We start from the raw sequence: 21,758 nt of genomic DNA, 5'->3' as shown, positions 1-21,758 counted from the left end.
AGGGCGGTGAGGAGCGTGGGTATGCGACGGCCGGGTGATCTCGTCGATCTGAACACGGATTCTCCTGTGCGAGTGGGGGGCGAGGAATCGCTGTTCATGAATGTGAACGGTGAGCGTTGAAGGCGGCGCACCCGGAGGAGCCGCCGGAAGGGCGCTGAAAAGTCGCCGGCAAGCGGCCGGGGAGCGGTGGACCGTCCCGCCGTGGACGCGCGGTCCACCGCGCCCGTCCTTACGATGAGAGAGATCGTGGCGCCGCCCCGCGGGTCCGCGTGCGAGGGGGCCGACCGACGTCAGGAGGGCCGCCGTGAGCACGATCGCGGTGAAGTCCGCCCGGCTGGGGAGCGGGCTCGTCCTCCCTTATGCCGAGGCGGGCTGTCCGGACGGCCTTCCCGTCGTCTTCGTGCACGGTCTCGCGGACTCCTGGTGGACGTTCGAACCGCTGCTCCGGCAGCTCCCCGCCGCGGTGCACGGATACGCCCTCACTCAACGGGGGCACGGTGACGCCGAACGGCCCCCGGACGGCTACGGGCCGGAGGACTTCGCCGGTGACCTGGTGGAGTTCCTCGACGCGGCCGGCATCGGCCGCGCCGTCCTGGTCGGGGCGTCGAGCGGCGGGGTGGCCGCACGGCTGGTGGCGGGCAGCCATCCCGACCGGGTGGCGGGCCTCGTCCTGGTGGGCGTCCCCGCGACGCTCGCCGACAAGCCCGGCATCACGGCTCTGTGGGAGAGGATCCAGGCTCTCGAAGACCCCGTCCCGCGTGCCTTCGTGGAGGATCTGCTCGGCGACCTCGGGACCCGGCCGCCGGCCCGCGGACTCCTGGCGACGATGGCCGAGGAGAACCTCAAGGTGCCCGCACGGGTGTGGCGGGAGACCATGCGCGGCCTGCTGGAGGCCGACCTCGCCGCGACACTGCGGGGAATCCTCGTACCCACACTCGTGATCTGGGGTGACGCGGACAGCGTGCTGCCGCGCGCCGACCAGCAGCGGATCCTCGACGCGATCCACGGCTCGACCCTCGTCGTGTACGAGGGCGCCGGGCACCTTCTGTACTGGGAGGAGCCCGAACGGATCGTCCAGGACGTCGCCGGCTTCGCCGCCCGGGTCCTGCCGGCCCGCCCCGACGGCGACGGGGGCGGGCCTTCCGCGTGACGTCGGGTCAGGCGTTGGGGTCGAACGCGATCCCGGACGGCTTCGCCGAGGACAGGTGCGAGTTGAACGTGCTGTCCTTGATGCCGAGCGTGGCGCTGCCGAAGTTGTACGAGGTCAGCGTGTCGCGTACACCGGCGGGGTAGCCGTTCCAGCCGACCAGTGGCGGGTACTGCCAGGTCCCCTTGTGGTTCTCCGGCGGCTCGTCGCCGGAGGTCGCGGCCCGGAAGCAGTGCGTGCTGATCCCGTCCTTGTGGTACACGATCTTCGGGTGTGTCCCTTCCCAGCGGATCGCCGAGCGGTTGTGGACCGTGAACGAGCCGTGGTTGGAGGTCGAGACGTACTGGGCCTCGTTGTTCTGCACCCAGACCACGACGTGTTCCCAGTCGTGCCGGTGCCCGCCGAGACTGCTGCCGGGCAGGGCCTGGTCCTTCTCGAAGTAGAGGGCGTACACGATCGCGCACCAGCCGTTGTTGCACTTGGAGCGCGAGTAGCCGTTGGTGTTGTCGAGGTCCGAGGCGTCGCGGCACTGGCCGTTGAGGGCGCCGCTCGGGTTGAGACCGCCGTTGACGGCGCCGCCGGGGCCGATCGCGGGCGTCGAGTAGCAGCCGTCCGTGTCGTAGTCGTAGGCGGGCTGGAACGTCTGGTCCAGCCCGTCGGCGTTGGCGGGCAGTGCGCCGGGCGGGGCCGCCAGGGCTGTGGACGGGAAGACGAGGACCAGAGCGGCGGCGCCCGCGAGGACGCCGAGTGACCTCCGGCGCAGACGCCGGGATCCGGAAAGCTTCGATGCGGGTCTGCCGTTCAAAGTGTCCTCCTCATCGGCCCTGCGCAGGCCAACGCCCTTTGTGACATGTGCAGTTCAGAGTCCCGGGTTTTCACTCGCGTGCCAAGAGGTCGCAGGCGTCGCATTGGTGAAGGAGTGCCCAACACTTGGGCCCCGCGTCGGCAAAGTGCGTCACGGAGGGTGGGGTTGATGGGAAGGTAGGCCCCATGAGCGCGCCGCGGATCACCGGGCTCGACGGTGACGAGCACACCGCGCCCGACCTGCCCGCACCGACGGCAACGGGCGGGCGGCCAGGTCGAACCGATGCGCTCAAGCGCTTTCTGCGGCACCGGCGTTCGCTGTATGTGCTGGCCGTCGTCGCGCTTCTCGCCCAGATGGCGGTCGCGATGGTCACCACGGCCGTCGAACAGACCCCGACCATCGACGAGCCCGTTTACGTGGCCACGGCCGAGGTCTACCTCAAGGAGCACAGCCTCCGTTACAACCCCGAACACCCGCCCCTGGGCAAGCTGATCATCGCCTCCGGGCTGGTGTTCACCGACGCGCACCTCGACTCCGGCTTCGTCGGCAGCCAGTCGGCCCTGGGGCGTAGCGTGCTGTACGAGTCGGGCAACGACCCGGAGCGGCTCATGCTGTGGGCGCGGCTCCCGGTGATCGCGCTGACGCTGCTCTTCGGACTCGTCGTCCTCGTGTTCGCCCGCGATCTCACCGGCCCGGCGGGAGGGTTGGTGGCCCTCGCCCTGTACGCGTTCTCGCCGGACGTCATCGCGAACGGATCGCTGGCCACGCTCGACGTCCCCGCGGCCGGTTTCCTGCTCACGTCCGTCTGGCTGCTGTGGCGGGCGCGGGAACGGCCGTACCTCTGTCTCCCGCTCGCCGGGGTGGCGCTGGGCGCGGCCGTGGCCACGAAGATGAGCATGCTCGTGGTGGTTCCGGTCCTGATGCTGCTGGCCGTCCTGTCGTTCTGGTCCGCCCGAAGGACGCCCGGGCTCGGCGCACGCGAACGGATGCGGATCCTCGCGTACGGCGCCGCGGTCGCCGTCGGCATGGCGCTCGTGGCGGTCGCCGTCGTGTGGGCCACTTACCTCGTCGTCGACCCGCGGTTGCGCTGGACGCAGCCCGAGAACGTGCCGGACATCCGCGGGATGCGCGGCCGTGTCGCCGCGTGGCTGCCCTTCCCGGAGGCGTACCGGGACGGCATGCGCATCCAGTTCGGCTTCGAGTACGACATCTGGCAGGGCTTCCTGTTCGGCAGGCTGTACGAGGGCTCGCTCTGGTACTACCTGCCGGCCGCGCTCCTGGTGAAGACCCCGCTCGGCATGCTCGCCCTGTGGCTCGCCGGCGCCGTCGCGGTCCTGGCGCTGCGCCGACTGCGGCCCGCGGCACCGTACGTGCTCGTCCCCGCGGGCCTGCTGCTGGCCGTGTCCATGAACGGCGCCCGCGACCTCGGCGTCCGGTACGCGATCTTCATCCCGATGTTCGCGGTGGTCGCCGCCGCCGGTGTGACGCTCGTGCGCCGCCGGTGGGTGTACGGCGTGACGGCCGCGCTGGTGTGCTTCGTTGCCGTCAGTTCACTGCGGACGTTTCCGTACTACCTGCCGTACTCCAACGAGGCGTTCGGCGGGCCGTCGAAGACCCATCTGCGGCTGCACGACTCGAACGTCGACTGGGGGCAGGACCTCGGCCGCCTCGCCGACCGCCTCCGCCGCGACCACCCGGGCGAGCGGGTGTGGCTCGTCTACAAGGGCGCGGGCGTGCCCTCGTACTACGGAATCAACGAGGCCAACCCGCTCAAGGCCCCGCTGGGCGAGGTCCACGGACTGCTCGTCGTGTCCAACTCCTCGGCGGCCAAGGCCGACGGGCGGCTGGCCGCGCTGCTCGACACCAGCACACCGATCGACGAGGTCGGCCACTCGATCACGCTCTACCGACGGCGCTGAGCGCCCAACTGCCATGGGGGACTGCGCCATTCACATGTGACACTTTGGTCCAACCGAGTCACAGGTTCCGACGGTATCTTCTATGTCATGACAACGCGTCGTACGAGGAGACGCGGCGGGGCCAGAGCAATTGTGCTGGCCCTGTTGTGCGTTCTGGTGGCACTCCCCGCGGGAAGCGGTGCCACCCCTGACGCGGCCGCCGCCCCCGATGTGGCCGCCCGACCGAACGTCACCCCGAGCCTCTACGTCGGCACCTTCAACATCTACGGAAACATCGGCCATCGAGGCGACGCCGGCGACTGGATCAAGGAGGAGGCCGACGCCATCAGGAACATCGCGCGCGGCGGCATGGACCGCTGGCTGTTCATCGGCCTCCAGGAAGTCTGCGAGACTCAAGGCGAGCGGTTCGCCCGGGAGTTGGGCCTGCGCAGCGCCTTCATCGACACCGGGACGGACTGCGCCGACGGCCAGCCGTACGGCAACGCCGTCCTGTTCCACTCGGCGGCGAAGATCCTGCCACCGGCCCTGCTGCCGAACCCGGACAACAGAGGTGGGGAGCGGGGCATCATCTGCGCCCTCGTACGCGCTGCCGGACACCAGGGCGCCTCGGGACCCCAAGTCACCGCGTGCAGCACGCACTTGAGCGTCGGCGTCACGAAGGACGGTGAACGGGACGCCCAGACCGAGTTCATCCGCCACGGCTGGAAACCGGACGGCACGCACACGCTGGGTACGGACGGCCCGGTCGTCATAGCCGGTGACCTCAACGCCCCGCCCGACGCACCGGAGTTGGACGTCATGTACGACGGCGTCGAGGCGAGCGGACCTCGTGAGTCCGGGCCGCCGTACGCCTTTCCGACCTACGAGGACGGCCGCAAGCTCGACTACCTGTTCGTGTGGGGAGACCGGGGCGCCGCACGCTGGGCCGGTACCGGCACCCGCTCGACCGCCCACTCGGACCACGACTTCTACTACAGCGAGTTGTCGATGGGGATCGGTTGAGCGGGGATCCGCGGCGCGGTTGAGCGGGCGGGTTCCGGGCGGTGGACGCCGCGCGGCCGGTAGCCCAGCCGGTCCGACACGCCCGCCAGATCGGCCAGCAGCCAGATGATCGCCAGCCACATCTCGGTGCCCTGGAGACCCGGGTCCCGGCCGGGACCCGAACCGCCCTCGCCGGGTGGGCCGAACCCGAAGCCGGCCCCGTCCCGCCAGCGCTCCAGCGCCTGGGCCAGCTGCTCCTCGGCCCAGGCCCGCGCCTCGGCGGCACGGTGGCGGGTCTGCTGCCCGGCGAGCCACAACGGGTGCGCCACATCCAGCACGTTGCACGCGTTCTGCCGGCCCGCCGCGAACCAGCGCGGATCACCGCCGTGGGCCAGCACGGTGTCCACCACCCGTTCCGGATACGGCACTCGCAGCCCGAACTGCGCGAACGAGCCCCGCGTCAGTCGGTAGTAGCCGTTGACCAGTTGCAACCGGCCCGCGGCGGGAGAGACGGCTTCGCCCCACATCCCCGTCCAGGGATCGACCCGGGTGCCCAGCCAGCCGAACAGCGCCTCCAATGCGCCGGGCGTGCCCGCCTCGGCGCCCAACTCCAGGTTCCGGTGCGCGCCGGTCGCCCAGCAGTCCACCCACGCACCGGCCGACCACGCCCGGGTCCGCCACGGCAGCGAGTCCAGGCGCGCGACGAGTCGATCGGCCGTCATACGCCGTACGACGTGGACCGGGTGGGCGAAGCGGGAGCCCAGCAGGCCCAGCGCGTAGCCCACGGACAGCACGTGGTACTCAGCGGTCCCGTCGTCGATCCAGCCGTCCGCCGCCGGGGCGGGCAGCACACCGGGACCGCCGTCCGCGGCGAGTTCGGGCACGAGTCCGCTGTCGGGGTCCTGCAACGCGCGCAGCCGCTCGGCGTGTTCGGTGGCGGACAGCTGCGGCGGATGCGAGCGCAGGAGGAGATCGGCGATCTCGACGGCGTCACAGTGCGCGCGGACGGTCCCGGGCGCTCCGGGCCGGTCGCTGTACCGGCCGGTGTCCGCGTTCCAGGCACGGGCGAGGAGGTCGGCGGCCTGGCTCCGAGCCAGGTCCGCGAAGCGGGCGACGGCGTCGCCCGGGCCGCCTGCCGTCACCGGGCTTCGGCGCTGTCCTTCCTCTCGCCGCTCCCCGACGTGACCGAACCGCACGGTGGACGCGGCCCCCTGACCGCGACGGTCGCGCAGCGGGCGGGCCGGGTTCCCGGCGGCGACCGTCCACGGCGGCAGATCCTTGGTCACGACGGCGCCCGCGCCCACCACACAGTGGTCGCCGATCGTCACCCCGTCGAGGACGACGACGTTCGAGCCGATCCACACGTCGTCGCCGACGGTGATGCCCTCGCTGGTGAGGGGCTGCCGGTGCACGGGCCGGTCGGGAGCGAAGCCGTGGTTGAAGCCGAGCAGGGAGCTGTGGGCGCCGATCCGCACACCGTCCCCGAGGGTGATCCGGCCCCGCACGGTGGCGTACGGATTGACCGTGCAGTCGGCACCGGCCGTCACCTCGCCGGTGACGTACGCGTGCCCGGCGATGTAGGAGTTCTCGCCCAGACGCAGGACGTCGGTAAACACGCCGGCGGCGGGGGAGACATAGGTGCACGGGCCGAGACTCGCCCCGCCGGCGGTCAGCCGTTTCTGAAGCGCTGCCTGCGCGGCGCGCTGCTCGTCGGACGCGCGACGGACGAAGTCCCAGGGGCAGTAGTCGAAGTAGGAGTCGTCCACCGCGCCTTCCGAGTTCATCGCACGCGAGTCTAGATAGCGCTTACTGCCCCCCGCAATCCTTCTGCTGCCGGTGCTGCCGCCTGAACTGCCGCTGCTCCTGCCGTTGATCATGCCGCCGGTCAGGGGCATGGCGGTCGTGTCAGCGCGGGCGTCGGCGGGCCGGGTCGTACGGTGGCCACCGCAAGAGCCGGACCCGAGCGACGAAACACCTGGTGGCGTGATGTGCTGGAGCGCGACGGCCGATCTCGTGGCGGGCTGCGGCATCGCCGCCGTCGGAGTCGCCTGCGTGGCGCGGACGCGCAGGGCCGGTGACCTTCCGCTGGCCGGGCTGCCGTTGCTGCTCGGGGCACACCAGGTGGTCGAGTCCCTGGTCTGGCGTTCCGGGGGAGGCACCGGGCCCGCCACCGTGGCCTGGGCGGCGATGGCGCTTCCGCTGCTGGCGCTGTGGGTACCGGTGGCCGTGCTGTGCGCGACGCCGCCGCGTGTCCGCCGCCGGCTGATGATCCCGCTCGCAGCCGGCCTCGCCACCGCGGCGACCCTCTCGTACAACCTCGCCACGCACGCCGTGACCGCCGATATCCGAGGCCACACCGTCGGCTACGTCATCGATCTGCCGCAGGCCGAACTGCTCGTGGCGGGCTACCTGCTGGCCACGGTCGGCTCGCTGCTGCTCTCCGGCGACCGGATGCTCGTGCTGCTGGGTGTCCTGGTCGCCGTCGGCGCGGTGGTCTGCTGGGCGCTGTGGGAGCTGGAGTTCGTCTCGACGTGGTGCGCGTTCGCTGCGGTGTGCTCGGTGGTCATGTACGGCTGGGTGCGCGGGCGGTCCGTGTCACCGGGAGTTCCCCGCGTGTCCGCCGAACGGTGACGGTGACGCGCGGCGGCGGACACCGCAGGCGCGGGAGATACCTCGATGAGCATGTCGGGAGCCGATGAGATTCGGCGCGGCGCGCAGTCGGTACTGGCGGGAGGCGGCGAGCGCCTCGAACCGAGGAAGGGCAGTGCACCGTGAGACTGATTCTGCAGGAGTTCCTGTCGCTGGACGGCGTGGCACAGGGCCCCGGTTCCCCGGAGGAGGACACCAGCGACGGGTTCACCCGGGGAGGCTGGCTCGTGCCGCACCTGGACGACGCGTACATGCGGATCGTCACGGGCTGGCTCGACGAGGTGGACGCGTTCCTGTTCGGCCGCCGTACCTACGTCGACTTCGCCAGGGACTGGCCGAAGATGAACGACCCGGACGACCCGATCGGCACCAAGCTCAACGGCCTGCCGAAGTACGTGGCCTCGCACAGCCTGACCACGGCCGACTGGGACCCGACCACCATCCTTTCCGGAGATGTCCCGGCCCAGGTAGCGGAGTTGAAACGGCAGCCCGGCCGCGAGCTGCAGATCCACGGCAGCGCCCGTCTCGGCGCGTCCCTGCTGGCCGCCGGGCTGGTCGACGAGGTGCGCCTGATGATCGCGCCGGTGGTCGTGGGCGGCGGCCGCCGGCTGTTCCCGGAGAACGGCGAACCGTCCGGGCTGCGCCTGCTGCACAGCGAGACGACGCCGAGCGGAGTGACCTCGCAGATCTACGAGACGACGGGCCTGCCCCGGTACGGGACCTTCGACTCCGGCGCGTAGGCCCCGTCGGCGCGGCTCACCGGCCGAGGGGGCTGCCACGTCCCTGCTCTGTCATCGAGGGCCTCCGCCGCGCCCGGTCGGCTGCCGGGCGCGGCGGTGTCTCGGACGCGGTGGCTCAGAAGGTGAGGCTCCAACTGTCGAGATAGCCCGGGTCGACGGTGAAGATGCCGGGCGTGTTGTCCGTGACGCGCAGTTTCCAGGTGCCGTTGGCGGGGATCGCCGACGCGTCGACCGTGAAGGTCGCGTGCAGTTCGGAGCCCGTGTCCCAGACGAAGTCCTTCACGGGCAGCGTCGTGCCGTCCTCGCCGATCAGCTGGATGATCTGGCCGCCGATGAAGTCGTGGATCAGGTCGACGGTGACCTTGAGATCGCTGGAGGCGTTGCCTTCGCGGCCGGTGACGGTGATCGGCGACTCGATGGTGCGCCAGTTGGGGATGTCGAATCGGGCGGGATTGACGAAGTGGTCGCCCCCGGAGGCCAGGACCTTCCAGGTGAAGGGCAGCGCAAGGGTCTCCGCGGCGGAGTTTCTGATGGCGACGGCGGCCGTGAACGTACCGGCCGTCGTCGGGGTGCCGGAGATGAGCCCGGTCGCGGAGTCGATGGACAGGCCGTCCGGCAGGCCCGTGGCGGAGTACGTCAGGATGCCCGGTCGGGTGCTCGTCGCCTCGATCGGACGGCTGGTCGGCTGGCCGACGGCGGAGTCGCGGGTGGAGGGCGCCTTCGCGGCGATGTGGTTGACGTAGCGGGGGCCGACGTTGACGGCCGCCCAGGCGTTGCCGACGGTCTCGTACGCGTCGCTGGACATGCCGAACAGGTCTGCGGCCGCCTGGAGCGTGGCGGTGCGGGCCCCCGCGTAGTCGGTGCCGCTGGTCATGTAGCGGGTCAGGGCCCGGTACCAGACGTTGGTGGCGTTGTGCAGGCCCAGCCCCGCGACCGGCAGGCCGTCGTGCGTGGGGCTGTCGTAGGCGATGCCGTTGACGGTCTTCTTCCCGCTGCCCTCGGCGAGCAGGTAGAAGAAGTGGTTGGCCACGCCGGAGCTGAAGTGCGGGTCCAGCTTGCGGGTCTGCGCTGTCCAGTGGTCCTGCGAAGTGCCCTTCACGGAGGCGTCCTTGGAGGGCTCGTCCATGTACCGCAGGGGTTTTCCGGTGCCGCGTACGTCGGCCAGTTCGCCGATCCGGTAGTCCGGCACGTCCTTGGCGTTGTCGGCGAAGAACTCCACGGCGGTGCCCATGATGTCGCTGGTGGCCTCGTTCAGGCCGCCGGATTCACCGGAGTACGTGAGGTCCGCGGTGGCGGAGGTGACGCCGTGGGTCATCTCGTGGGCGGCGATGTCGAGTTCGGTGAGCGGCCGGGCGTTGTCCAGGCCGTCGCCGTACGTCATGCAGAAGCAGCGGTCGTCCCAGAAGGCGTTGGCGTATCCGTTGCCGAAATGCACCCGGGAACGGGCGCCGACGCCGTCGTCGGCTATGCCGTTGCGGCCGAACCGGTCGTGGTAGAAGTCCCAGGTCTTCTGGGCGCCGTAGGCGGCGTCCACGGCCGCCGTCTGCCGGTCGGTGGGCGTCCCGTCGCCCCAGACATCGTTGTCATCCGTCAGGAGCGTGCCGAGCCCGCCCGCGCTCATGTCGTACGTCGCGTGCCCGCCGCGCTGGGGATCGGTCAGCTGATACAGGTCACCGCCGCGTACGGAGCCGACCTGCACCGTGCCGCTGTACTGGCTCACGCCCGTGCCGGAGTGGACCTGCTCGAAACTTCCGAGCCGCGCGCCGCTCCTGGCGTCGGTCACGACCCGCAGACTGCTCGGGGTCCCGTCCTCCCGCACGCCGGTGACGACGGTCTCCCAGGCGAGCACCGGTTCGGCGGCCCCGCCTCCCGCCCAGACGGCGAGCCGCGGGGCGCCTTCCGGTGCGGCCCGGTCCGTCTTCTTCGACTCGGCCGCGTCGAGCGCCGACCTCTCCGCCTTCGCGGCCGGTACCGAGGCCTTCGTGGTCGGTACGGAGATCGTCGTGGGCGACGACTTGGAGACGGTACGGGTGCCGCCGCGGTCGTGGACCACCAGGTCGCCGCCGAGGACGGGCAGCCCGGCGAACGTGCGCTCGTAGCGGGTGTGCACGGTTCCGTCGGCGTCCTTGACGACGTCCTTCGGTATCAGCTTCTCCCGCTCGCCCAGCTTCAGGGAACGGGCCGTGGCCGTACGGGAGTCGGCCGCCGCCGTGAGCATCCTCTTCCGCTGTGCGGGGGAGAGTCCGACGGTTCTGGCGCCGGGTCTGGGCTCCGCCTCGATCTGCCGGGGCGCCCGATCCGCGCGGGCGGTGCCGGTCCCGGTCACGGGTTCGGTCGCGGGCTCGGCGCTCCAGGCGGGAAGAGCCGAACCGAGAAGCGCGACCATCGTGGTGACCGCGACCGTCGCCACGCGCGAGCGAGCGGAGGTGTGACGTCGGGATGGCGGAGGATTCTGGGGCGACGATGCCGCCCCGGGCGTACGGAAGGTGTCCGTCACTGCTGCAACTCCTGTTGTCCGGCTGTGTGGTGACAGCTCGTCAGGGTGTGGAGCCGGAGGACGGGACGTCCTCGGCGGGAGCGGTGCGAGTGGCGACCGTGCGGTCGCTGGATCGTTTCAGTGCGAGAGGCGACTGTCACCACTGCGGAGATCGTTGTCCGAAATACGGTCAGCGAGCGTCTGCGCGTCCGCTGCCGCGCGTGGTGGATCACATGGGCCTTTACCTGGTGGCAACACGGCTTCCGTCAGCCACTTTGGCCACTTCCCGCCCTGTCGCCCTACCGCCCGAGCAGCCGTCACAGCCGTCCCCGGCGCGCGGCCTGCCAGGCCGGCTGCACACCGGTCCCCGGGCCCGCGAGCTCCGTCATGCGCTGGATGTGACGCTGCACCGTGCGGCGGCTCAGGCCCAGTTGGGCCACCACCGCCTTGTCGGTGACGCCCGCCACCAGGAGGCCGGCAGCCGCCGGTCGATCGCGGACAACGGGTCGGGCCCCTGGGTGAGTACACGCCCCGCCGACCTGAGTATGTGAACTCATGCCTCACCGGACCCACCCGAAGAGACTGGACCGCAGTGGGGCACCGGAGCGGCCGGAACCTCTCGTACGAGGGAGCAAGCACGATGAGTTCAGTCACCGGGGTCCAGAAGCTCAGCGCCCCCTTCGGCACCTGGCCCGCTCGGCTGTATCTCGCGATGTCCGCCGCGCTGATCGTCTGGCTGGCCGTCGTGTCGTCGCAGCCTCAGGAGGACGCCTCCTTCGCCGCCGTGATCCCGATCCTCTTCACGGCCCCGACCAGCCTGCTGATCCTGGCGATACCGGACGGATCGGTGGCCTGGCTGTACGCCGTGCTCGGCGCGTCCGCCATGGCCAACGCATGGCTCATCGACCTCGTCTGGCGACGGCTCAGCGGCCGGAAGGGCTGAGCGCTGCGGACTCGCCCGGCCCGCCCCGCCGTCCTCACCAGCGCCGCGGTTCGCTCCCCACGATCGGTGCCGACGGCTTGCCGTCCACGCCGACCGGGACCTCGCCCGCGAGCATCACCCGGTGCATGATCCGCGGATGATCGAGCTGGGCCGTGTCGCCGGGAGCCAGATGAATGGTGGCCCTGTTGTCCCAGAAGGCCACACTCCCCGGCTCCCAGCGGAACCGCACGGTGTACTCGGGCCGGGTCGCCTGACCGAGGAGCATCTCCAGCAGCGGCGCGCTCTCCATGCGGGAAAGACCCAGAATCTGCTCGACGTAGTAGCCGTTGACGAACAGCACCCGCTCGCCCGTCTCCGGGTGCACCCGCACCAGCGGATGGTCGGAGGCGATCTGCCGGTCCAGCAGCTGCCGTACGTACGCGTCGTCGCCGGGCCGCGGCTGATAACCGACTCCCAGCCGGTGCTCCGCCCGCAGCCCGTCGACGAAGTCGCGTACGGGCTCCGAGAGCCCCGCGTACGCCGCCGCCAGGTTGGACCAGGTCGTGTCGCCGCCGTACGGGGGCACGTCCTCGGCGCGCAGGATGGTCGCGGCCGGCGGATCGACTCGGGCGCCGTGGTCGCAGTGCCAGCCGCGCAGCAGCGAGTGCCGGCGCCTGCGCAGCCACTCGTCGTGGTCCATGCCGTAGCGCCCGCCGAGTTCCAGCCGGTCGGCCGTCGTCTCGACCTCCGGGAAGTCAGGGGGTGACGCGCTGCCGCGTCTGCCGAGGCGGACCGGTTCGCCGAACCGCCGGGCGAACGCGACATGCGAGGAGTGGTCCAGGCGCTGCCCCCGGAAGAACACCACCTTCCAGCGCAGCACCGCCGCCCGGATCCCGGCGACCGCCGCGTCGTCCAGGTCCCCGGCCAGGTCGACGCCCGTGATCTCGGCGCCGATGTGTCCCGCGACCGGCCTCACCTCGATCTGTGTGTCCCTGTCCGTCGTCATACGGGCTCCGTCGATCGCTCGTTCCGACTCGTCGGGGCAAGCATGACCGCTCCGTCCGGAGCGCGACAGTGCGCCTCGGAGGAGCGGTTCACGTCCGCGCGCGAAGGGTCTTGGCCCGGGCCGCCAGCGCGCCCAGCAGCAGGTCCACGGCCGGTTCGAAGGAGCTCTCGGCCATGGCGTGCAGCTCGCCCCGCACCTCGCCCAGCACGGGATAGGCCGCCGGGTCGACCGACTGGTAGGCCTCCGTCCACGCCTGCTCGTCGGCCTCGCGCTGCTCCCGGGGGAGTGCGTGGCACGCGGCGTCCAGCGCCGCGTGACCGAGGACGGTGTCGATGAAGGCCAGGTAGAGACGGACGGCCTGGGCGGGCGGGAATCCGGCGGACAGCAGCAGCCCCACCCCGGTCTCCACGGCGCGGATCTCGTGCTCACGACGGGTGATGCGGTACGAGGCCATGGCGGCCGCCCGCGGATGGGCGAGATACCCGGCACGCACCCGCATCGCCATGTCGCGCAGCGAGGCGACCCAGTCGGGACCCGGGACGAAGCCGGTCATGGCATCCCCGATGATCCGGTCGGAGACGGCCAGCAGCAGGTCGTCGGTGTTGCGGAAGTAGCGGTAGAGCGCGCTCGGATCGCAGCCCAGGGCCGCGCCCAGGCGGCGTACGCTCAGCGCCTCCGGACCGTGCTCGCCGATCAGCCGGAGCGCGGTCTCGGTGATGAGTTCCTTGGACAGCACGACGCCCGAGGCGGCGGGGCGACGGCGTCGGCGTTCCTGCGGGGTGCGGGTGGGCATGAGGGTGGATCCCTTCGCACGGTCGACGGGCCTCTGCACGCTCAGTGAACGGCTCACCGCAGCCTTATGTCAACAGCATTGACGCAAGGTGTGCGGCCGTTGTTCCATCCTTCGCATCCCCACACGGCTCTTCCTCCCGTCCCTCTCCCTCCTCGTGAGGAGCCCTGATGTCCTCCCTCGCCCCCGGCAAGTCCGCCCCGGACCGCCCGCCCGCCGAACTGCGCCGCTCGCTCGGCGTCCTCGACGGTGTCGCCATCGCCGCCTCCAGCACGGCGGCCACCACCAGCATCGCCATCGGCATGGGCGCCATCGGCACGATCGTCGGTCTCCAGGCCCCGGCCCTGCTGCTCCTGGCGTTCCTGCCCGTCCTCGGCATCGCCACGGCCTTCGCCCGCCTCAACCGCTCGGAACCCAACTGCGGCAACGGCTACACCTGGGTCGGCAAGTCCCTCGGCCCCTGGCCCGGCTTCCTGGCTGGCTGGGTCACCCTCGTCGGCTCGATCATCTTCCTCGCCTACACGAGCGCGGTGACCGGCTCGGTCGTGCTCATCTTCGCCAACAAGGCCGGCCTGGACTCCCTCGCCGGGATCGCCCTCGACCCGACGTCCACCGCCGTGAGCACGGTCGTCGGCCTGGTGGTCCTCGCAGCCGTCACCGTCCTCGCGATCACCGGGGTGCGCAGCGCCACCCGGCTCCAGTTCGGCCTGCTGGTCTTCGAGTACGCCGTCCTGCTGGTCTTCTGTACGTGGGCCCTGGTCACCGGCCACCAGGACTTCTCCTGGGCGTGGTTCAACCCCTTCGAGATCTCCAGCGGCACGGCCTTCGCGCAGGGCATGGTCCTCGCGGTGTTCTTCTTCTGGGGCTGGGACGCGGCGTTCAGTGTCACCGAGGAGACCAGGAGCCCCGGCGACTCGGCCCGCGGCGGGTTCATCGCCCTGTTCGCCATGCTCGGGCTCTTCATCTTCGCCTCGGTCGCCTTCCAGCGGGAGATGAGCCTGCCCGAACTCATCGAGAACGGCCCACAGGCCCTCCCGTACCTCGGCGCCAAGCTCGCCGCCGAACCCTGGGCCAGCCTCCCGCTGCTCGCCCTGATGTTCTCGGCCGTCGCCTCCGTCCAGTCCTCCGTCATCCCCACCGCCCGCGGACTGCTCGCGATGGGCCGCGACCGCACGATGGGCCCGGTGTGGACCCGTATCCACCCCAAGTACGGCACGCCCGCCGCCGGAACCGTCGTCGTCATGTCGATCGCCGCAGCCATCGCCCTGCTCGCCATGGCCATCCCCAAGCTGAGCGACATGCTGCTGGCCGCCGTCAACGCCATCGGCCTCGTCGTCGCCCTCTACTACGGCCTCACCGCGCTCGCCTGCGCCGTCCGCTTCCGTGCCGCCCGCCACGACGGGCCGCGCGAGGCACTGCTCGCCATCGGTGTGCCGGCCGCCTCCGGACTCGTCCTGCTCGGCCTCGGCGGCTACCTCGGATACTCGTACCTGACCATGACCGACCACATCGAACTCAGCCCCGACAACGGCTGGTTCATGCTCTCCCTGCCCGTCACCATCGTGCTGAGCGGACTTGTCATGGCGGCCGTCGCCAAGTACGCCCGCCGCTCGCCGTACTTCACCACCGGGCGCGGCACCGACGCCGACGCGCTCGCCCTCCCGATGGACCGCACCGCCGTCTGATCTCCCGATGGACCGTCCGCCCCCCTCTCCTCTGGAGCGTTGAACCCATGTCCCACCCCCAGGCCGCCGATCTCGTCCTCACCGGCGGACCCGTCCACACGGTCGACGCCGCGCGCAGCCGGGCCACCGCCGTGGCCGTGCGCGGCGGGCGGATCGTCGCCGTCGGCCACGGCGAGGTCCACGAGCTGATCGGCACCGGCACCGAGGTCGTCGACCTCGCCGGACGGCTGCTGCTGCCCGGCTTCCAGGACGCCCACGTGCACCCTCAGGGCGCGGGCACCGAACTGGGCCTGTGCCACCTGAACGACACCGTCGACCCGCAGGAGTACCTGCGCCGCGTCAGGGCGTACGCCGACCAGCACCCGGACGCCGAGTGGATCACCGGGGGCGGCTGGTCCATGGAGGCCTTCCCCGGCGGCACGCCCACCGCCGCCCTGCTCGACACGGTCGTCCCCGACCGGCCCGTGTTCCTGCCCAACCGTGACCACCACGGCGCCTGGGTCAACTCCCGTGCTCTGGAACGGGCCGGCATCGACGCCCGCACCCCCGACCCGTCCGACGGCCGCATCGAGCGGGACGCCGACGGCAACCCCACCGGCATGCTCCAGGAAGGCGCGGCCCACCTGGTGTCGCGCCTGATGCCCGACCGCAGCCCCGAGGAACAACTCACCGCGCTGCTGCGGGCCCAGTCGGTGCTGCACTCGTACGGGGTCACCGCCTGGCAGGACGCCATCGTCGGCGAGTTCGCCAACATGACCGATCCGACGCCCGCCTATCACGAGGCGGTCGACCGCGGTCTGCTCACCGCCCGGGTCGTCGGCGCGCTGTGGTGGGACCGGAGCCGGGGCGGCGAACAGATCCCCGAACTCGCCGCCCGCAGGGAGGAGTCGAGCCGGGGCCGGTTCCGGGCCACCAGCGTGAAGGTCATGCAGGACGGCATCGCCGAGAACCACACCGCCGCCCTGCTGGGCCCGTATCTCACCGGCTGCGGCTGCGCCTCCGACAACTCCGGCCTCAGCTTCGTCGAGCCCGACGAGCTGAAGAAGTACGTCACCGAACTCGACGCGCTCGGCTTCCAGGTGCACTTCCACGCGCTCGGCGACCGCGCGGTGCGTGAGGTGCTGGACGCCGTGGAGGCGGCTCGCGCGGCCAACGGTTGGCACGACACCCGCCACCACCTCGCCCACCTCCAGGTCGTCCACCCCGAGGACGTGCCGCGCTTCCGCGCACTGGGCGCGACCGCCAACCTCCAGGCGTTGTGGGCCGCCCACGAACCGCAGATGGACGAACTCACCATCCCGTTCCTCGGCCCCGAACGAGCCGCGTGGCAGTACCCGTTCGGAGACCTCCTGCGCGCCGGAGCGACCCTCGCCGCGGGCAGCGACTGGCCGGTCAGCAGCCCCGACCCCCTGGCGGCCCTCCACGTCGCCGTCAACCGCGTCGCCCCCGACGCACCCGAGGGCACCCAGGCCTTCCTCCCGGACCAGAAACTCGACCTCGGCGCCGCCGTCGCCGCGTACACCGCGGGCAGCGCCCACGCCAACCACCTCGACGACACCACCGGCAGCATCACCGTCGGCAAACTCGCCGACCTCGTCGTCCTGGACCGCGACCCCTTCGCCGGACCGCCGGAGGAGATCGCCGCCACGCGGGTGCTCCAGACGTTCGTCGACGGCCGCCGGGTGTACGCGGCAACCGACGCGTGACGGACCGGACCAGGTCGGCTAGGGCGTGTCGGGCGACTGCCAGTCCGAGGCCAGCAGGCCGAACACCAAATCGTCCGTCCACTCGTCCTTGAGCCAACTGGCCTGGCGGAGAAGGCCCTCCTGGACGAAGCCGACCCGTCGCAGCAGCCGTGCCGAGCTGTCGTTGCGCGCGTCGCACTCGGCGGAGACCCGGTGCAGCCCTCGGCGTTCGAAGAGATCACCGAGGACAGCTCGTACGGCCTCCGTGGCGTAGCCTTGCCGCTGCCGGTCGCCGGCCAGTGTGAAGCCGAGCTCCGCCTGCATGCGGTTCTCGTGCAGGCGGACTCCGACGTCTCCCACCAGACAGCGGTCGGCCTTGAGCTCGATCGCGTACTGGAACCATCCCGGTTCCTCGGGGGACCCCGTGGCCAGCCCTCTCACCATCCGCGCCGCCGAGTCGAGCGACACCGGCGCGGTCCAGCTCTGGTAGCGGGCAACCAGCGGATCGGACCGGTACGCGGCCAGCGGCGCCGCGTCCTCGGCACGGAACCGGCGCAGTACGAGCCTCGGGGTCTCCAGCAGCATGGCCCGATCGTCCCACGACCGCGATTCGCGCTCGGTTCCGCGGAGCCCCGGACGTCGGGCCACGAACGGACGGAGCGTCAGGACACGTACACGGCCGGGGCGTCAGGACACGTACGAGGCGTTCTGCGCCGTGGTCACCACCTTCTGGCCGTCGGCCTGGGTGAGGAGGCCCGCCGACGCCCAGGAGTTCACCGCGCTCTGCACGCGCGAGACCAGGGCGGCCTTGTTGCCGAAGGGGGCGCCTGCCCAGATCTCGTCAAGGAGCGTCGTGCCGTCGGACTTTGCCGGGTTGGTGACGCCGGAGTCGGTGGTGCCGAATACCACCTTGGGCTCGGCCCGCCGGAAGTAGGCGTGGGTGGGGTCCTCGGTGCCCTCGAAGAACGGGGCGAACTCCGTGCCGTTCAGGGTGTAATGGAGCGGCTTGCCCGACACGGGGGAGAGGCTCGGCAGCAGGTCGCCGGAGAGTGCGGCGTTGCGGTAGAGCCCGAACTGCAGGGAGCCCGTACCGGAGTTGCGGGCGACCAGGTTGACCGGACCGTAGAACAGGGTCTGCAGCCCCGAGTCGTCGAGGGCCTTCTCGACCCGGGCCCGGAAGGGGATGGCGACCTTCACGACGTCACCGCTGCGCCAGGTCCGTGAGACGGCGAAGTAGCTCCCGGCGACCGGAGTCCCGCTCACCGCACTGCCGTTGACCGTCACGCGGAAGCCGCTCGCCGCCCAGGACGGCACGCGCAGCCGCAGCTCGAAGGCCGCGCTGCCGCCGCCGAAGGTGAGGGTGGAGCCCTGCTCTCTCGGATAGTCCGTGGTCTGCGTGACCGTCACGCCCTTCTCGGCCCAGGTCAGGGTGGTGGGGCTGTAGAGGTTGACGTACAGCGCGCTCCCGTCGGCCTTCCTGAAGTACACCGAGTCCTGGTACTTGGTGGCGCTCTCCATGCCCGTGCCCTCGCAGCAGGTGGTGCCCTGCTTGGGGGTGTAGTCCCGGACATGACCGGGCGTCAGGCCTATGAAATAGGTGACGAGCGGCTTCTCCGCGTCGGCCTTGTCCTGCTTGGAGCCGAGGACCTGGTTGTAGAGGGCCCGCTCGTAGTAGTCCATGTACTTCGGGTCCTGCTCGTGGAAGAACAGCATCCGGCTGAGCTTGAGCAGGTTGTACGCGCAGCACGACTCGGCGTTGGTGTCGCTGATCGTGCCCGCGACGACGCCGCGCGCCTTCCAGAACTCGGCGGTGCTGGTTCCGCCGATGCCGTACATGCGGTGGGGCACGACCATGCCCCAGAAGTTCTTGGCGGCGGTGAGGTAGCGGGTCTCACCCGTGGCGTCGTACAGCCGGATCAGGCCGGTGAAGATGGGGATGTGCTGGTTGGCGTGCAGGCCGTCGAGCGTGTCCGTGTTGGCTGCGCAGGCGTCGATGAGTTTGTCGAGGTCGAACAGCTTGGCCAGCGTGAGGTGTTCGGCCTTGCCGGTGATCGTGTACAGGTCGACGATCGTCTCGACGATGCCGCCGAACTCGCCGCTGGAGAAGATGCCCCACATCCGCTGCAGGGTGGCCTCGGGCAGCTTGGACAGCCGGGAGTACATCCAGTCGCACATGCCGGACGCGAGGTCGAGCGCCCGCGCGTCGTCCGTGGCGAGGTACGCGTCCAGCAGGCCCTTGAGGATCTTGTGCGCGGTGTAGTAGGGCGCCCACACCTTGGTGTAGTCCGGGCTGGTCCGCGACTCCAGGTCGATGAACTGCGTCTCCGGATACGCGGCGAGGAACCCGGCGTGGCTCGGCCCGCCCCAGGTGCGTCGCAGCGTCGCGGTCAGTCCACGGCCCGAGGCGTCGGCGAAGGTGCCGCCCGTGGTCTCGTCGAAGGTGTATGAGGCCAGGGTGCCGCGGCCCGCCGAGGAGGCCGCGGCGCGATTGTTCTGCAGCGACGTGATCTCGGCCGCGGTCAGCGCCCGCGACCAGACGTTGAACTCGTCGTAGGCGCCCGCGAACACCGGGTCGTCGAAGTTCGAGCGGCCGAGCCAGTTGTTCGTCAGGGCGCCCAGGGACGACGGGTTGAGCGTCATCGACGTGTTCTGGGCGACGGAGGTGCCGTTGACGTAGAGGGTGCCGGTGCTGCCCGAGATCGTGACCGCCAGGTGGCTCCACTGGTTGAGCGGCAGCGCGGCGGTGCCGTTGAGTCCCTGCTCCCCGCCGGGCCCGTTGGTCGAGATGGCGAAGCGCGGTACGCCGCTCGCGTTGCGGGCGGCCAGGTACATGTACCGGGTGTTGTTGTTGCCGAAGTCGAAGACCCGGGTCCAGTTGGCGTCGTGGGTGGGCTTCACCCAGGCCGACAGGGTGACCGTCGCGGAGCCGTTGAGCACGGCGGCCGGCAGGCTGACGTACTGGTGGGAGCCGCGCACGTTCTCGGCCGCGGTGCCGAACTTCCCGGTGACACTGAGCACCGCGGGGTCCTTGCGCAGGGCAGCGCGCACGTCGGTCAGGGCGCCGATCATGGTGCGGATCCTGTCGGCGTAGACCTGGTCGCCGGTGCTCGCGTACGCCTGGGACAACATGGTCAGGAAGTGGCCGGTGTAGTGGCCGCGGAGATTGCCGTTCGCCTCACCGTCCAGGCCCTCCCAGCCGCCGGGGGCGACGGCGCCGCCGGTGGAGAGCCCGGCGTTGGCGCGGAAGACCTGGAGCAGCCGGTTCACGTCGTAGCCGCGGCCGTGGTCGAGCATCAGCTGGCGCTTGGCGGCGAAGACGCCCTGACCGACCTTCACGTCCTTGAGCTCGAACGGTCGGAGCGTCCAGGAGGAGGGCGCGGGCAGCGTTGCGGCCGCGGCAGAGCCGCCTCCCGCGGCGTAGGAGAACGCCGGTGTCGCCGTGGCGAACAGTGCGGCCTGGAGGAGTCTCCGTCTGGGGAGGGCGGGGGCCATGCGTTCCTCGTCTCTGCGCGGGAGGTTGGGACCGTGTGACGGGTGTAGGGACATCGCAGATGTTCGAAATACCGTACGCTGTGCGGAAGTTCGACCAAAACATAGGTTTGGCGTGGAGGCACGTCAACGCTTCCGGCGCGTTCGGCTCCGGTTAATTTCGCGCGACGGGCGTCTGTCGAGGGTGTCGTGTGCCGGGGCGGGTGCGGCTGACCGGTACCCGGTGGTGGCGATCCGTCGACTTCGCGGTGGCGCGGGCATGGCTTCGGTGCCCCGCTGGGGCGCGGGCCGTCCTCAGCGCGTGACGTTGGTCGTGAGCAGGCGGAGCACCTGCTTGGCCGTGGCGTCCTGTTCGGGGGGCAGGCCCATGGCGTCGCCGATGGCGAGGGGGACGGTGCCCACCCGTTCCCTGAGCCGGGCTCCGGTGTCGGTGAGGCGCAGGGCGACCGAGCGCTCGTCCTCCGCCCGGCGCTCGCGCCGCAGCAGGCGGTTCGCCTCCAGGCGCTTGAGGAGCGGGGAGAGGGTGCTGGACTCCAGCTGGAGTGCGTTGCCCCGGTCCCGTTCGGAGATCCGGTCCTGCTCCCACAGCACGAGCACGACGAGGTACTGCGGATGGGTCAGCCCGAGTTCGTCCAGCAGGGGCCGGTAGCCACCACCGAGCAGCTCACCGGCCTGCCGCCGGCTCTCGTCGTCACCGCCGAGGCCGACGTCCTGCGTGACGAGGGCGAGGCCTACGCCGACAAGCCGCGCGAGGCGGGCGTCCCGGTCGCGACGGCCCCGCCCCCGCGCGCAGGTCCGGGAGGCCGGGCGGCGTTCGGCCCCGAGCGGCAAGACGGGCGGGCAACGAGCGGGAGACGGGCCGTGTACGGCCCGGTTCTTCGGGTAGGGCCGACCTACACGACAGCTGCCCTGCCCGCAGTTCACCGAGAGAGCGCATGTGGAGACCGACCGGCCCACGGGCCGCGACCAGGACCCCGGCCATGAGCCGGACACGCTTGCCCGCCACGTCGTCGACACGGTGGAGAGTCTGGTGACGCTCTGGTTCGCGGCGACCGAGGACGTCGTCCCGCACCTGTCGGCGCGTCAGCTGTTCGCGCTGCAGACGGTCCGCCGCCGGCCCGAGCTCAATCTCACCGCTCTGGCCGAGCACTTGGAGATAGGGCTGCCCACCGCCAGCCGGCTGTGCGGCCGGCTCGTGTCCGCCGGGCTGCTCCAGCGGACCGTCCAGCCCCACAACCGCCGTGAGGTGCGGTTGGCGGTCACCGCTGACGGACGGCGGTTCCTGGCGGACGTCACCGAGCGGCGATCCCTCTGTCTCGCGACCGTGTTCGAGGCGATGGCGCCCGGCGAACGTGCGTCGCTGCAGCGGGGACTGGGCGCCTTCCAGCAGGCCCAAGCCCGCACACACGTCCGCGACCGCGGGGCGACAGGCAGGCCGGGGGAGGAGCGGTGACCGGCGGCTGA

The 21,758-nt window shown here is 71.1% G+C and carries 18 protein-coding genes and 1 pseudogene; 10 read left to right on the top strand and 9 right to left on the bottom strand.

The window, feature by feature from the left end:
- Positions 1-304 precede the first annotated feature (304 nt).
- Complete coding sequence (locus ACH4YP_RS41245) at positions 305-1,150, top strand: alpha/beta hydrolase (RefSeq protein ID WP_361063235.1); 846 nt, start codon at positions 305-307, stop codon at positions 1,148-1,150.
- Positions 1,151-1,157: 7 nt separating this feature from the next.
- Here the strand turns inward: ACH4YP_RS41245 and ACH4YP_RS41240 are convergent, their stop codons facing one another.
- The gene (locus tag ACH4YP_RS41240) at positions 1,158-1,952 is read right to left on the bottom strand and encodes an NPP1 family protein (protein WP_361063237.1); all 795 of its coding nucleotides are present in this window, start codon (positions 1,950-1,952) and stop codon (positions 1,158-1,160) included.
- A 185-nt stretch (positions 1,953-2,137) separates the two neighbouring features.
- Between ACH4YP_RS41240 and ACH4YP_RS41235 the strand changes: the two genes are divergently transcribed.
- Both ACH4YP_RS41235 and ACH4YP_RS41230 read left to right on the top strand, forming a co-directional pair.
- Positions 2,138-3,871, top strand: coding sequence for a phospholipid carrier-dependent glycosyltransferase (locus ACH4YP_RS41235; RefSeq protein ID WP_361063240.1), 1,734 nt, complete (start codon positions 2,138-2,140; stop codon positions 3,869-3,871).
- An 87-nt stretch (positions 3,872-3,958) separates the two neighbouring features.
- Complete coding sequence (locus ACH4YP_RS41230) at positions 3,959-4,873, top strand: endonuclease/exonuclease/phosphatase family protein (RefSeq protein ID WP_361063243.1); 915 nt, start codon at positions 3,959-3,961, stop codon at positions 4,871-4,873.
- Here the strand turns inward: ACH4YP_RS41230 and ACH4YP_RS41225 are convergent.
- The gene (locus ACH4YP_RS41225; protein WP_398496278.1) at positions 4,843-6,636 is read right to left on the bottom strand and encodes an acyltransferase; all 1,794 of its coding nucleotides are present in this window, start codon (positions 6,634-6,636) and stop codon (positions 4,843-4,845) included. The two genes, ACH4YP_RS41230 and ACH4YP_RS41225, sit on opposite strands and share 31 nt — an antisense overlap.
- Before the next feature lie 202 nt (positions 6,637-6,838).
- Here ACH4YP_RS41225 and ACH4YP_RS41220 point away from each other — a divergent pair, with 202 nt between their 5' ends.
- On the top strand, positions 6,839-7,483 hold the full coding sequence (locus ACH4YP_RS41220; RefSeq protein WP_398496290.1) for a DUF6629 family protein: 645 nt from the start codon (positions 6,839-6,841) through the stop codon (positions 7,481-7,483).
- A gap of 140 nt (positions 7,484-7,623) precedes the next feature.
- The gene (locus ACH4YP_RS41215; protein WP_398496276.1) at positions 7,624-8,241 is read left to right on the top strand and encodes a dihydrofolate reductase family protein; all 618 of its coding nucleotides are present in this window, start codon (positions 7,624-7,626) and stop codon (positions 8,239-8,241) included.
- A 115-nt stretch (positions 8,242-8,356) separates the two neighbouring features.
- On the opposite strand, the gene ACH4YP_RS41210 is transcribed toward ACH4YP_RS41215, so the two are convergent.
- Both ACH4YP_RS41210 and ACH4YP_RS41205 read right to left on the bottom strand, forming a co-directional pair.
- Positions 8,357-10,627: a M4 family metallopeptidase gene (locus ACH4YP_RS41210; protein ID WP_398496289.1), complete on the bottom strand. Its 2,271-nt coding sequence runs from the start codon at positions 10,625-10,627 to the stop codon at positions 8,357-8,359.
- A 407-nt stretch (positions 10,628-11,034) separates the two neighbouring features.
- Entirely contained in the window at positions 11,035-11,184 is a 150-nt protein-coding gene (locus ACH4YP_RS41205; protein WP_361063254.1) for a hypothetical protein, read from the bottom strand.
- Positions 11,185-11,357: 173 nt separating this feature from the next.
- Between ACH4YP_RS41205 and ACH4YP_RS41200 the strand changes: the two genes are divergently transcribed.
- Positions 11,358-11,660 (top strand): SCO4225 family membrane protein, encoded by a 303-nt coding sequence (locus ACH4YP_RS41200; protein ID WP_361063257.1) that lies wholly within the window; start codon positions 11,358-11,360, stop codon positions 11,658-11,660.
- A gap of 34 nt (positions 11,661-11,694) precedes the next feature.
- Here the strand turns inward: ACH4YP_RS41200 and ACH4YP_RS41195 are convergent, their stop codons facing one another.
- Positions 11,695-12,645, bottom strand: coding sequence for a TauD/TfdA family dioxygenase (locus tag ACH4YP_RS41195; RefSeq protein WP_361063259.1), 951 nt, complete (start codon positions 12,643-12,645; stop codon positions 11,695-11,697).
- Between the two features lie 88 nt (positions 12,646-12,733).
- On the bottom strand, positions 12,734-13,438 hold the full coding sequence (locus tag ACH4YP_RS41190; RefSeq protein WP_361063262.1) for a TetR family transcriptional regulator: 705 nt from the start codon (positions 13,436-13,438) through the stop codon (positions 12,734-12,736).
- A gap of 167 nt (positions 13,439-13,605) precedes the next feature.
- Here ACH4YP_RS41190 and ACH4YP_RS41185 point away from each other — a divergent pair, with 167 nt between their 5' ends.
- Together ACH4YP_RS41185 and ACH4YP_RS41180 are read left to right on the top strand one after the other, a co-directional pair.
- Positions 13,606-15,120, top strand: a complete 1,515-nt coding sequence (locus tag ACH4YP_RS41185) for an APC family permease (protein WP_361063265.1) — start codon at positions 13,606-13,608, stop codon at positions 15,118-15,120.
- A 47-nt stretch (positions 15,121-15,167) separates the two neighbouring features.
- Entirely contained in the window at positions 15,168-16,826 is a 1,659-nt protein-coding gene (locus ACH4YP_RS41180; RefSeq protein WP_398496273.1) for an amidohydrolase, read from the top strand.
- A gap of 18 nt (positions 16,827-16,844) precedes the next feature.
- Here the strand turns inward: ACH4YP_RS41180 and ACH4YP_RS41175 are convergent, their stop codons facing one another.
- From ACH4YP_RS41175 to ACH4YP_RS41165, 3 genes are all read right to left on the bottom strand, one after another.
- Positions 16,845-17,390 carry a GNAT family protein gene (locus ACH4YP_RS41175; RefSeq protein ID WP_361063271.1) on the bottom strand — a complete coding sequence of 182 codons (546 nt, stop codon included), beginning with the start codon at positions 17,388-17,390 and terminating at the stop codon, positions 16,845-16,847.
- A 102-nt stretch (positions 17,391-17,492) separates the two neighbouring features.
- A complete protein-coding gene (locus tag ACH4YP_RS41170; protein ID WP_361063274.1) occupies positions 17,493-20,297 on the bottom strand; it encodes a beta-L-arabinofuranosidase domain-containing protein in 2,805 nt (934 codons plus the stop codon).
- 291 nt (positions 20,298-20,588) lie between these two features.
- Complete coding sequence (locus ACH4YP_RS41165; RefSeq protein WP_398496287.1) at positions 20,589-20,957, bottom strand: MarR family winged helix-turn-helix transcriptional regulator; 369 nt, start codon at positions 20,955-20,957, stop codon at positions 20,589-20,591.
- Here ACH4YP_RS41165 and ACH4YP_RS41160 point away from each other — a divergent pair.
- Both ACH4YP_RS41160 and ACH4YP_RS41155 read left to right on the top strand, forming a co-directional pair.
- Positions 20,943-21,062, top strand: a pseudogene (locus ACH4YP_RS41160) (alpha/beta hydrolase fold domain-containing protein); the annotation flags it as partial. The gene ACH4YP_RS41165 and the pseudogene ACH4YP_RS41160 sit on opposite strands and share 15 nt — an antisense overlap.
- 169 nt (positions 21,063-21,231) lie before the next feature.
- Positions 21,232-21,747 (top strand): MarR family transcriptional regulator, encoded by a 516-nt coding sequence (locus tag ACH4YP_RS41155; protein WP_361063277.1) that lies wholly within the window; start codon positions 21,232-21,234, stop codon positions 21,745-21,747.
- Positions 21,748-21,758 lie beyond the last annotated feature (11 nt).

The sequence above is a fragment of the Streptomyces sp. NPDC020747 genome (assembly GCF_044334695.1).
GTDB lineage: Bacteria > Actinomycetota > Actinomycetes > Streptomycetales > Streptomycetaceae > Streptomyces.
The sequence above is the reverse complement of the archived record's forward strand: the minus strand, read 5'-3'. Positions and strand labels throughout refer to the sequence as shown.